The organism is Sorangiineae bacterium MSr11367 (genome assembly GCA_037157805.1).
In the GTDB taxonomy this organism is placed as follows: Bacteria; Myxococcota_A; Polyangia; order Polyangiales; family Polyangiaceae; genus Pendulispora; species Pendulispora rubella.
Genome location: CP089983.1, coordinates 8,983,802 through 8,996,107 on the forward strand (window position 1 = coordinate 8,983,802; position 12,306 = coordinate 8,996,107).

Here is a 12,306-nt window from a genome sequence, read left to right on the forward strand (position 1 = left end):
CGCGCACCCTGTTGGTCATGGCCATGCTGACCGCGGCATGCCATCGCGCCTCGCCGTCGACCCCGAAGGACGACGCCAATCCCCCCACGAGCACGCCAGCGCCTCCAACAGATCAGGCGGCGGGCCTCACGCGCAGCGACGGCGCACGCCGCCTGCCCATTCCACTCGGCGGAAGCTTGCAGAATCCGTGTTGGTCGCCCGATGGGCGCGAGCTCGTGCTCACCCGATTCGTCAAAGGGTACAACAAAGGCTTCGCGATGGTCGGCCGCGTCACCGCCACCGACGGGGCACCACTCGGGTGGGACAAGGCAGAAGCGCAAGACGTGAATCTCCCAGGGGCATGCTGGAATGCTTCGCTTCACCGCGTTGCCTTGAGCTCCGACGTGGCGGTGCACGATGAAATTTATCTCCTCGATCCCGCCACCGGCCAGCGCACCCAAATCACACGACGAAGCGGCGCCGAAGCGCGTGAGCCATCCATTTCGCCCGACGGCCGATCCCTCGTCTTCGAATCCCACCGCGTGGACGACGAAAAGCATGCCTCGATTTGGCGCGTGGGTACCGATGGAGGCGGCCTCGTTCGACTGACGAACGGCCGCGGCAACGACCGACAGCCCAATTGGTCGCCTGCCGGCGATCGCATCCTCTTTCAATCGGCCCGAAATGGCAATTTCGATATCTACACGATCGACCCGAACGGTGGTTCCCTGAAAAACGTCACCCATTCGCAGGCGGACGATACCGACGCTGCATGGTCACCCGATGGAATGCACATCGTTTACTCGTCGAATGAAGGGGACCTGGAGCATGCGAATTTGTTCATCATCTCGCGCGACGGCAGCCGCCGCATTCGCGCGACGCGACATGGCGGATACGACGGTGCCCCATCATGGTCGCCCGACGGCCGATTCATCGCCTTCGAGTCGAGCGATGGCGATCCGGATGCGAGCGAGCGTGGCACGCAGATCTACATGATCGCCACGCCGCCGCTTCCGTGAGCATTTCGCGACTTCGTCGATTTTTCCGGCGCACTCGACGGCTCTTCGAGATCGGAGGCCTGCTCGCTCCGGTATGGCGCCATCGGTGGTAGATGCAACCATCTCGGCCTCGCGAGCTTCTCATCATTCGGCCCCGGTGATGTCCATGCGGAACTGACGCGCTGGACCTTGCCGGAAGAGGGACAATCATGAGGAAGAGCTATTGGCTGCCTTCACTCCTGGTCATTGCCGCGTGCGGCACCAATGAGGCAACGCCCGATCGGGCTCCGGGAAACCTTGCGGCCACGGAAGATGGTGCAGCAAGCGATGGTGATGCGCACGCGAACAGTTCGGCCGACCCGCGCCGGTGCAGCATGCGGGACTATCCGGCGGCGGCGTGTGTCGTCTCGGCCCAACGCGGCGTGGAGCCGAGCTTCCCGCTGCTGCTCGATGGTTCCGGGACCCGTTGCGCCCAAATCCTGCGCGCGCTCACGAGCCCCGATCCGACGAAGCGCCCGCCCGAATTGGCGCAACTCGATGCCGTCGATGCCACCGGCAAATGCGAGCACGACAATCTATTGAATCGCGAGATCGTCCGAGTCTACCCCTCGTCGTATTCGGGCGAGCGAATGTTCGAGCCAAAACAAGATATCGTCGTCCATGTCACCGCGACGAACCAAGTCGTGTATTTGCATGGTGACTTCGTTGCCGCGGGCACCGCTCCAGGCCCGGGCTGCCTCGATGGCTCGGAGGTGCGCGCCTCCGTTCCTGGACGTGAATTGCCATTTCGCACGTATTCGCGTTGCCTTCCAGGCGACGCCGGAGCCTACGCCGTTGCGAGCAACGACGAGGTGGAGATTGGGGAGGAGGGCTTTTACCTCGACGCGAGCGCAAGCCTTCATCGCGTGCGCGCGGTCGAGGTTTACCTTGCTCCAACCAATGTGACGCCCGAGCTTCTCAAGAGCGATTTATTCTGCTGCGTGGGGTCAACGCTCGAGCATTGTGTGGGCAAGCGGCTTCTGGTCGACGCCTTCACCGGCGAGCTGCTGGCGACGCAGCCACACTGCCTGACGTGTTGAGGGTCACCCGCTCGCAGGCGGGCGCGCCATCGCCGAGCGCATGATGCCCTTCGAGATCTTCGCGACCATCGAGCGCGGCGCGAATCGCCCCGCGGCGGCGCGCCAATAGTTTTTCGTCCCGACGATCCGTGAAAGTTCGCCGGAGAGGAGCATCTCGAGCCCCGTCCTCGCGACGGTGAGAGCATCATGGCGCCCGGATTTCGCGAAGTGGGCGATCTCCAATCCGTTCTGATCGATCTCACCGAAAAAGCCCGTGTCGGTCGGGCCGGGGGAAAGGCAGCTCACACTGACGCCATGATCGACGAGTTCCATTGCGAGCGCTTCCGAGAAGTTCAGCACGTAGGCCTTCGACGCACCGTATGCTGCGAAAAACGGCGTCGGCTGGTACGCGGCGGTCGATGCGATATTGAGAATACGGCCCGACGTTCGCGCTTTCATATCCGGTGCATAGAGCCGACAGAACTCCGTGAGCGTCGTCACGTTCAGCTGCAGCATCTGGTCGACACGTTCGAGCCCCAGCCCCGAGTGCTCGCCATACAGACCGACCCCCGCATTGTTCACGAGCACCTCGATCTCGAGCCCGCGCCCCTTCGTGAAGTCGTAGACCTCTTGCGCGGCCCCTTGGCGGGCGAGATCGCTCGCAAACGTCGTCACGGCGACGCCGTGTGCCGTATGCAGCTCCTCGGCGAGCTGCACGAGCCGCTGCTCATTGCGCGCCACGAGCACGAGGTCGTGCTTTCGTGCCGCGAGCAAACGGGCGAGCTCGAGACCGATGCCCGAGCTCGCGCCCGTGATGAGTGCCGTCCCGATCTTCATTGCGTTCATGCCATCCTCCAGTTCCGTCATCAATCTAAGATGTACTTAGATCAGATCTAAGAACCGTCAAGATCGGCGATGCGCTATACTTCGAGGGCATGGCTCGAATCGCAAAGAAATCAGGCACTTACCACCATGGCGATCTTCGCCGGGCCCTCGTAGACGCGGCCGTCCGGGTCGTCGACAAGGAGGGGGTCGAGGCCCTGAGTCTCGTCGCGATCGCGAAGAAGGCGGGTGTGTCGTCGGGCGCGCCCTACCACCACTTCCAGAATCGTGAAGAGCTTTTGGCGGCCATCGCCACGGACGGCTTCGGTCTCCTCGCCGCGTCCATGAAAGAGGACGCGGAGTCGACGGTGCCGCGCCCCGGCGAGAAAACAGGAGAAGCACGGCTCCGCGGCATCGGACGAGGGTACGTCCGCTTCGCGCTCCAACATCCCGGCTACTTTCGCATCATGTTTCGGCCCGAGGTAAAGTCGACCATCGATCGCGCCGACGTCAACGAGGCCTTCGCGCTCCTCACGGACGCCATCGCGCTCGCGCAGACGGAGGGCGCACTTCCTCCGGGCGACCCGCGGCCGCTCATCCTGCTGGCGTGGTCGACCGTACACGGAGCGAGCGTGCTTTGGCTCGACGGTCCCCTCGAGAGCGAAGGACTCGTCGACAACGCCGACAGTCTCGCGGCCACGGTCGCCGACACGCTCATGCTCTTATTGAGGAAATGCTGATTTTCGTGCACCAAATGGGGAAAGCACGCGTCAGGCATGGTGAGGGAAAACCATGTCGATCCAACGCGGTGGAGGTTTGCCGGGCGTATCGCTCGCGGTTCTGATGCTGTGCACGTCAGCGTGCACCGTCGCGCCATCGCCGGAGAAGCCGTCCGAAGGCGCCGGACACATCGGGCAGCGTGCCGTCGTCTCGCCCGAGGTCGCTGCGCGTGCCTTCGACATCGTACGAGGGGTCGACTACTTGCCATTCGGATACAAGGAGGAAGGCTGCAACGAGCGTGCGCTCTACATGGCGATGGAGCTCGCGGCCCAGAAGATTCCATCGAGCGCGCTGTATGCCGAAGGTGACTTGCGACCGAGCGAAGACGTCGAATGGGAGTACCACGTCGCACCGATGCTTCAGATCGACGGCAAGCAAATGGTCATCGATCCGTCGCTGGAGAGCGCACCGGTCACCGTGGATGCGTGGATTGCGGACATGCGGAGCCCCGCCAACGTGGTGACGTTCTTCGTCCCCGGATCGCATGCCAAGAAGGCCAGGCGGTCCGGACAGCCCATGATCCGAAGCTTCGATGAACTTCCTCCGTTCGACAAAAACGACATCATGAGTTCCTGCGGCGTCATGTGGAACTTCCTTGGCCGAGAAGCCCCTTTCCGCCCGGAGCATCGGTCACGCCTCCTCGAGCGTACCAAGGCGCTGGTTGCCCAATTGGTCGCCGTCGGAAAGTTGCCCGAACGCACCGCCTTCACGGAGGAAGATCGCGTCGACTGCGAGTCGTGGGAAATGTAAGGGCCTCTCGGGCAACGATTGGCGCGAGTTGATGGGTCCGAGAAACGCGACGGTGAATTCGATGTCGCGCATCATCAATACAAAGTAACGATCAACGGCAATCTTCACTTCGCCGCCATCCGTCCGGTTTGCGTTTGCGCGGACGACACGCGTGAACGGTCGACGTGTCGTCGGCAGGAGGGCGTGGTGTACGTGGGTGCGAAGGGATCGGCAGATTCCGATCAACTTTTCGTGCAACGAACGATGCCGTTCTGCGTCCCATAGCTGCGTCCGATTTCCGCAACCCGTTCGGGGGCAGCCCACATCATGCGGTGGACACGGGGAGTGGCGGCGCGGAGAGGATGGCAACGACAGCACCAGGAGTCCGACGCGTAGCACAATCCTCGAGGGTCGAGACGAACGTGCCATTGGCGGTAAGGGCGCGCGTTGCGACGTAAAGGCGCGATTCGTCCATGGGAGCCTGGCGGGTGAACGCGGCGGCGTTCACCGTGAGTCGGCCATGATCGTATGACGTGTGCGCGCGCGGGCCGCGGCAGTGATGCGGTTTCGTGGGTGCAGGATACCAATGGCACATTGAATCTCGGCTCGTATGCGCGATGGATGCAGCCGTCCTTCCCGCGCGAGGCTACGTTCGATTCGGCAATTTTGCACCGACCGGTAGTAACGCAACGGCGTATTGAGCTCGTCTCTATTCGACTTAAATCGAAGATGATCTTCGATTTTGACGTTTGACACCGGTGGCAATGATGTCATCTTCATTGCCAAATTCGGCTCCACGAGACTGGCATGTACGTCCGTACGTAGCTGCCATCCTGGACTGAATTTGGTCCAAGTCGTTTGAACATTTGGTCGCCAAGAGATCCGAAATGAATCGAAGCGCCTTGACCAGCGCCTCGCCCCATACAAACACTCATCGTGCGTACGAATTAGCTTTGCAGCAATGGCACATCGTCTTCATGACATCGCGCGAGGCTCCGTCCGTTGACGAAAGCGAACACGCGATAACTCGCGTGCCTGCGTTCTATCCGTCCTGGAGATTCGCGCCAGAGAACGGACCGAGGACCATTTCGACATTTTTGCCGCCATTATCGAATTAATGCGCGCCCTTCCCTGATCTCGGATCGGCCCGATTCGCGCCTCGACGAAGCGTGGCCTCTGAACGATGCCCGGAGATTTCATGTTGCTTCATCCCGTTTCCAAGGACAACGCCATCGCGGTCACCGGTATAGGAGTCGTCTTACCCAACGCCTCCTCGGTCGACACGTTCTGGTCGCATGTACGAGATGGAAAGTCCCAGATAGGCTACCTCGATCGATTCGATACGAGCGATTTTTCCATCAAATTTGCCGCTCAAGTGCGCGATTTCGACCACCGGCGCTTTCTGCCGGAGCTGCCCGAGAAGTACGCCGCCAAATACAGTCGCGAGATCCTCGTGGTGATGTCGGCATTGGAGCAAGCCCGCCACGACGCGGGCCTGAGACGGGAGGACGTGGCGCCGGGGCGTCTCGGGCTAATATCGTGCAGCTCTCGCAGCACGATGGAGTGGTGGTACGATAGTATTCGTGCCGAAAGCAGGGGCGAGCACGCTTTCGAGGCGCATCACATGCTCCCCGGCTTGCCGTGTACGGCTTCGGCCATGGCCGCCATCTATGGCGGTATCCGCGGCCTGATCATGAATTTGAGCAGCGGCTGCGTGGGGGGATATCAGGCCGTAAATGCCGCCATCAACGAGCTCGAGCAAGATCGCGCCGACGCCATGTTCGTATGCGGGTACGAGTTTCCGCTGTTCCGACCCATGTTGCAGATTTATGCCGCCAACAAGTTGCTTTGCACGGCGACGGAACATCCCACCGAGGCCATGAAGCCCTACGACGCTCGTCGCACCGGCTTCGCATTCGGCGAGGGCTCGGTGGTGCTCACCCTCGAGCGCATGGATCGCGCGCGGGCCCGCGGAGCGCGCATTTATGCGCAGATCTTCGGTGTCGGCAGCATGAGTGAGGCCAATCATCCCACGAGCATGGACCTGACCGGCGAGGTCACCGCGGCGTTTCTGCAGGAAATGATGCGCGCATTGGGACGCCCGCTGCAGGACGTGGACTATTTTTGCGGCCATGGCACGGCCACGCGGTACAACGACATGGCCGAAGGCCGGGCCATCCGCGCACTCTACGGCAGCACGCCGCGGACGCAATGGGCCCCCATGAGCTCGATCAAACCGATTTATGGTCACACCATGGGCGCTTCGGGCGTGGTCAATCTTGCCGCCAGCGCACTCATGGTTCATCGGCAGACGCTGTGCCCAAATATCAACTGCGAGTCCCCGGATCCCGATTGCGATTGGGATCACATCACGGAGGGCCCCCGACAGGTCCCCGTCGATCTTCTCTTGTCTCTGTCCTTCGGCCTCGGTAGCCAGACCGCCGTCGTCGGAATGGGGACGGCGTGATTAATCGCCTCGACGACTTGATTTGACGAGTACCGTAGTTCAATATCAAACCATCGGACGCGCCATCGTGCATCGCGTCCTCGACACATCATTCAAAACTGCAAAGGTGTGAACCGCGCAATGAACACTCGTTCGTCTTTGCCGCAAATTCACGCCGATGTCGATGCCATGGTCCAGGCGCACGTAAAGCCTGGAATGCATCTTCATCTGGCGACCAACCCCTCGCGCCCGAACGCGCTCATTCATGCGCTGGCGCGCAACTTTCGCCACAAGAATCCACGATTCACCATCAGCACCACGGCGCTGCAGGGGAGCGGGCATGCCCTCGCATTGGCTGGCGTCATCGAGCGGGCGATCACCTGCTTCGCGGGCGACAATTACCCGTCGCCGCGACCCAATCGCATTTATCAGAACCTGCTCGCAGGCAAGCCATTTGTTCTCGAACAATGGTCCATTCTGAGCCTCGTACAACGCCTCATGGCCGCGGCGCTCGGCTCGCAGTATGCGGTGACGCGTTCGCTCGTGGGTAGCGATCTCGAACGAGCCAAAGAAGATGTCCTCTTTACCATTCCGGATCCGGCCCAGCCATCGGAGTCCATCACGCTGCTGCGCAGCCTCGCGCCGGATCTCACGCTGGTGCATGGTGTCTGCGCGGACGACCGTGGGAACGTGCTCCTCTGTGCGCCGACGGGGGAAGGCCACTGGGGAGCGCTCGCTGCCCGCGGGGGCGTCATTGCATCGGTCGAGCGCATCGTCCCCAGGGCGGTGATCGATGCGCATGCGGACCGTGTCCTCGTGCCGGGGCACCGGGTCGTGGGTCTGTGCGAAGCGCGGTTCGGGGCGCACCCGCAGTCACTGCGCACGTGCGGCATCGGTGACATCCCCAGTTACCGCGACGACTATGCCGCGCTCCTGGAGATCGTCGAACGGTTTCGAACCGCACCCGACGCGGAGGCGTGGTTCCGCGATTGGGTCGCTCCGCCTCGTGGGCATGACGCGTACCTCGCGCACCTCGGCGAGGAGCGGTTGCACGCGCTGTCGGCCGTGCCGGAGAGGAAAGCCGCGCCGGCACCCCAGGGGGAGCCCACCGTGGCCGAGCGGCTGATCGCGCTGGCCGCGCGCCAGATCGTCGACCTCGTTCTGGAGCGAGATTACCAAACGATCCTGGCCGGTATCGGGATATCGCACATTGCAGCTTGGGTCGCGGCCAAGCAGCTCGAACGCCGCGGGGTGCATGTCCGTTTGCTGGCGGAGCTCGGATTCTATGGGATGGATCCGCACCCGGGTGACGTCTATTTGTTCAGCCAGCTGCACATGGGGCACTGCGAGCAGCTCGCCGGCGTTGCAGAGATACTCGGATGTTACGTGGCGGGCCAGGCGAGCAAATGTTTGGGCGTGCTGGGAGCGGGCGAAATCGATCCCAAGGGGAACATCAATTCCACGCGCACCAACACGGGGAAATACATCATCGGCTCCGGGGGCGCCAACGACATTGCGTCCACCGTCGATTGCCTACTCGTGGCGCGCGAAGGAAAGAATCGGTTGGTGCGTGAGGTTGCTTACACCACGAGCCCTGGACGCAACGTGCTCGGTGTGGTCACTCCGTTCGGCCGATTCGGACGGACGACCCCCGAAGAGCCTTTGAGCCTGTCCACGTGGCTTCCCGTGGGCTCGGAGGGCGAGGCCACGCCGAGCGCCAGCGTCGAGCGTTGGAGTGACTGGCCATTGCCGGTGGAATCGGTGTCGACCGAAGCGGATATCCGCGACGACGAACGGGCACTGATCTGGGAAATCGACGCAGAAGGAGTCTATCGACGATGAACGTTGACCGACTACGAGGGCCGTTGCCCACGCGCTTGAAGGGGCCAGCGGTCGCACTCACGGGCATCGGGCACTATTTTCCCGGCGAGCCAGTAAGCAACGAATTCTTCGAGCGGCTCGAGGGTTCGCAGGTGACGGATGCTTGGATCCGCAAGAACACCGGTGTCGAGACGCGGCACTGGCCTGACCCCACCCGGGAGCGGCACGTCGAGATGGGCGCAAAAGCGGCTCGTCTGGCCCTGGAGGACGCCGGCCTCGGTGTGGACGACGTCGAGCTCATTATCGGCACCACATCGACCTCGCGACCGCGATCGAATCCGTCGTCGCTCAAGAACGGTTACATGGATATCGCACCCCCGCTTCAACGAGAACTGGGTGCGCACCGTGCGTTCGTGTTCGATTGTCAGGGGATCGCGTGCGCGGGGTTCCTGTACGCCAGCATGCTCGCGCAGGCCGTGCTCGGCAGCATGAACCTGCGCACGGCGCTCGTCGTTTGCGCCGAGAATCCCAAACCGATTTTGAACTTCGATTACAAGTACTCGGTATTGTTCGGCGGTGGCGCCGCGGCGGGCGTATGGCAGACCACCGAAGGCACCTCCGGCCTCCTCGACGTCCATTTGAACTCGGACGGCCGATATTTCGACGCCTTCGACATCGACGAGAACGACAAGATGATCATGCATGGGAAGCAGATCGGCCAAATCGGTCCGCGCAAGCTGATCGAAGCGAGCCGCACGCTTCTCGCGCGCAACGACCTCGTGCCTACGGATATCGACTGGTTCATTCCGCACCAAGCGAACATCAATCTCATTCGTGAGGTGGTCGACGCCATCGAACTACCATGGGATCGAGTTTTGCTGAATTTGCACAAGCGAGGCAATACCTCCAGCGTAGGAGCGCCGAGCTGTCTTTCGGAGCACGTGCGCGAAGGTATCGTCAAACCCGGCGATCGTATCCTCACCGTGAGCATCGGCAGGGGCTTCAGCTGGGGCGCCATGTTGTTTCAGTACGCCGGGGGTCCCTCGAATGGCCGCTAAAGCATCCCATCGCGTCGTCATTCGGGGTCTAGGGCATTACCTGCCGAAGCAGGTCGTCACGAACGACATGCTGATTCCCTCGCTGGCCTCGCAGGGCCACGCCGTCGACGAGGCGGTTCTCGGTCGAATCAGCGTTACCTCTCGCCGTTGGTCCGACGAAGACGAGACCGTGGAGGTCATGGCCGCTCGCGCCGTGGGCATGGCCCTCGAACATGCAGGCATGCGCGCCGACTCCATCGACCTTCTCGTGCTGTCCAACTGGACGTCGCGACGCCACGTCCCCGAGCTCGCCCCGCGCATTGCCACGAAAGTTGGTTCGACGAAAGCACTCGCATTCGATGTCTGCGGCGCGTGCACGGGGTTCGTCCTGGGTGTGATGACGGCCGTGAGCTACTTGCAAGCCGGCATGTGCAACCGGGCGGTGGTCGTAAGCTCGGACCAATTCTCACGCGGCGTCAAACCCGGTTCACGAGCCCTCATGGTCGTTGGCGATGCCGCCGGGGCGGTCGTCTTGGAACGATCCGACCCGTCCGACCAAACGACATCGGGCATCATCGACACCTGCCTCCACTCGGAGGGCGAGCTGGCCGACCTCATCACGTCGTGCGCGCCGGAGCCTTGGATACGCAGCAAAGTCGAACTCGCCGAGTATGCCCCGGATCGCACGGCGAGAGCGGCCGAGGAGCTTCTCCAGCGCAATGGACTTCACGTCGGCGATCTGGATTGGATGATCCCACACCCCGGCACCGATGCCATTCGCGAGCGCGTGCGTGAACGCATGGGCATCGCGGCCGAGCGCATCGCGCAGAACTTCACGACCTGCGGCAACACGGGGAGTGCATCCATTCCCATCGTCCTTTCCGATCTCCACCATCGGGGTGTCATTCGCCGAGGAAATCTCATCCTGGCACCGGCCGTTGGAGCAGGGTTTTATCATGGTGCCATTCTCCTCCGACTCTAATCCAAGCGACGCCATTGCGGGTCGCGGCCGTCGCGCTTCTCGCGCGGTCGTCGTGGGCGGCAGCCGCGGTGTGGGGTTGTCGACGGCTCTTTTGCTCGGCCAACGTGGCTGGGACGTCACCATCGCCGCCCGCGATGCAGGTCGGCTCGAAAGCGTGTGCGAGAAGGCACGCGCCAATGGGATTCGCCTCCATGGCGTCGTCGCCGACGTGACCTCGGAGTCGTCCGTCCAGGCGCTCTTTCGGACCATGGCCCTCGGCGGCCCATTGGACCTTTGTGTCAACAGCGCCGGCGAAAACCTATCGCGCCGGCTCGTGCGGACGACGAAAACCGGTTCGGTGGAGACCCACGCGCTCACCGACTGGGAGCGCACGATAAATCTATGCCTCACCGGCGTGTTCTTGTGCGGGCGCGAAGCCGCTGCGGCGATGCTCACGCAACGCAGTCCGGGTGTCATCGTGAATATCTCCTCGGCGGTGTACGAGGGCGCCTTCGGGCAATCGGCCTACGCCGCGGCCAAAGCCGCCGTCGTCTCCCTCACCCGGTCTTGGGCGCTCGAGCTCGCGGAGCATGGGGTCCGGGTGGTCGCCGTGGCCCCTGGGGTGATCGATGGCCAGGCCCTTCGCGACAAATGCGAAAAACATTCGAGCCACGCGCTCTACATGGAAATCCTTCGCGACCACGTGCCGCTGCGTCGTTGGGCGACGGAACTGGAAATCGCCGAAGCCGTATTTTTTGCAGCCACCCATGCGTACGTCACTGGCACGGTGTTGGAGATTCATGGCGGTGGCGTACCCGCTCGCGTTCACACGACGAACAAAGGATTACGATGATGCCGGGTTTACTCGAAGGAAAGGTCGCCCTCGTCACGGGGGCCAGCCGTGGTATCGGTGCCGAGACGGCCCGCGAGCTAGCCCGCCAAGGAGCACGCGTTGCCCTGCTGTCGCGCGACGTGGAGCGCCTCGCGCAGGTGCAGCGTGGGATCGTGGAGGAAGGCGGGCAGGCCATGGTCGCTGCCGGCGACGTCACCGATGCGGGCTCGCTCGCGCGGGCGCACGACGCCGTACGCGACGCATGGGGAGCCATCGATCTTTTGGTGAGCAATGCCGGGGCGGCCCCAGGCCAAGTGTTCTTGTGCGAACAAAGCGAAGAACAATGGCTTCGAACTTTGGACGTGAATCTCACCAGCAGCTTTCGCATCGCACGTTTGGTGGTTCCCGACATGATGGAGCTCCGGCGGGGCAGCATCGTGTTCATATCGTCGGTGGTGGGGAAGCGGGGCTTGGCCGCAAACTCGGCCTATTGCGCGGCGAAGTTCGGCGTTCTCGGGCTCATGGAATCACTCGCATGGGAGGTGGCTCGCTTCGGGGTCCGCGTCAACGCGGTATGTCCTGGCCTCACGAATACGGATACCATGCAGGACCCGTCCAAATACGGGGCATCGTTCGTCGACAGCATCCGCCGTCATCATGGTCCGCCGGATCTCACCTGGTCGCGGTACGTCAAGAGCGCCCTTCGCACCACCGCGCTCGGGCGAATGGTCGAACCGGAGGAGGTCGCGAAGATGATCGCATTTCTCCTGTCGCCCCTCGCCGAAGCCATGACCGGACAGGCCATCAATGTCGACGGCGGAGCCATCTAATCCGATGGCCGCA

11 protein-coding genes are annotated in these 12,306 nt (G+C 62.6%); 10 read left to right on the plus strand and 1 reads right to left on the minus strand.

Features of this window, described 5'->3' with window-relative positions; translation table 11 throughout:
* The first annotated feature begins 17 nt into the window (after positions 1 to 17).
* Positions 18 to 998, plus strand: coding sequence for a hypothetical protein (locus LVJ94_34310; GenBank protein ID WXB01978.1), 981 nt, complete (start codon positions 18 to 20; stop codon positions 996 to 998).
* Between the two features lie 188 nt (positions 999 to 1,186).
* A complete protein-coding gene (locus LVJ94_34315; protein ID WXB01979.1) occupies positions 1,187 to 2,056 on the plus strand; it encodes a hypothetical protein in 870 nt (289 codons plus the stop codon).
* Positions 2,057 to 2,059: 3 nt separating this feature from the next.
* Here the strand turns inward: LVJ94_34315 and LVJ94_34320 are convergent, their stop codons facing one another.
* On the minus strand, positions 2,060 to 2,881 hold the full coding sequence (locus tag LVJ94_34320; GenBank protein WXB01980.1) for an SDR family oxidoreductase: 822 nt from the start codon (positions 2,879 to 2,881) through the stop codon (positions 2,060 to 2,062).
* 89 nt (positions 2,882 to 2,970) lie between these two features.
* On the opposite strand from LVJ94_34320, the gene LVJ94_34325 reads away from it, so the two are divergent.
* The 8 genes from LVJ94_34325 (at position 2,971) to LVJ94_34360 (ending at position 12,293) form a co-directional block, all read left to right on the plus strand.
* Positions 2,971 to 3,597 carry a TetR/AcrR family transcriptional regulator gene (locus tag LVJ94_34325; GenBank protein ID WXB01981.1) on the plus strand — a complete coding sequence of 209 codons (627 nt, stop codon included), beginning with the start codon at positions 2,971 to 2,973 and terminating at the stop codon, positions 3,595 to 3,597.
* A 52-nt stretch (positions 3,598 to 3,649) separates the two neighbouring features.
* A complete protein-coding gene (locus LVJ94_34330; GenBank protein ID WXB01982.1) occupies positions 3,650 to 4,387 on the plus strand; it encodes a hypothetical protein in 738 nt (245 codons plus the stop codon).
* Between the two features lie 1,177 nt (positions 4,388 to 5,564).
* On the plus strand, positions 5,565 to 6,833 hold the full coding sequence (locus LVJ94_34335) for a beta-ketoacyl-[acyl-carrier-protein] synthase family protein (GenBank protein ID WXB01983.1): 1,269 nt from the start codon (positions 5,565 to 5,567) through the stop codon (positions 6,831 to 6,833).
* 120 nt (positions 6,834 to 6,953) lie between these two features.
* Entirely contained in the window at positions 6,954 to 8,654 is a 1,701-nt protein-coding gene (locus LVJ94_34340; GenBank protein ID WXB01984.1) for a hypothetical protein, read from the plus strand.
* Entirely contained in the window at positions 8,651 to 9,691 is a 1,041-nt protein-coding gene (locus LVJ94_34345; GenBank protein ID WXB01985.1) for a ketoacyl-ACP synthase III, read from the plus strand. The genes LVJ94_34340 and LVJ94_34345 overlap by 4 nt, the downstream gene beginning before the upstream one ends.
* The gene (locus tag LVJ94_34350; GenBank protein WXB01986.1) at positions 9,681 to 10,652 is read left to right on the plus strand and encodes a ketoacyl-ACP synthase III; all 972 of its coding nucleotides are present in this window, start codon (positions 9,681 to 9,683) and stop codon (positions 10,650 to 10,652) included. Before LVJ94_34345 ends, LVJ94_34350 begins: the two co-directional genes overlap by 11 nt.
* 52 nt (positions 10,653 to 10,704) lie before the next feature.
* Positions 10,705 to 11,484, plus strand: a complete 780-nt coding sequence (locus tag LVJ94_34355) for an SDR family NAD(P)-dependent oxidoreductase (protein WXB01987.1) — start codon at positions 10,705 to 10,707, stop codon at positions 11,482 to 11,484.
* Entirely contained in the window at positions 11,481 to 12,293 is an 813-nt protein-coding gene (locus LVJ94_34360) for an SDR family oxidoreductase (protein ID WXB01988.1), read from the plus strand. The genes LVJ94_34355 and LVJ94_34360 overlap by 4 nt, the downstream gene beginning before the upstream one ends.
* Positions 12,294 to 12,306: the final 13 nt, after the last annotated feature.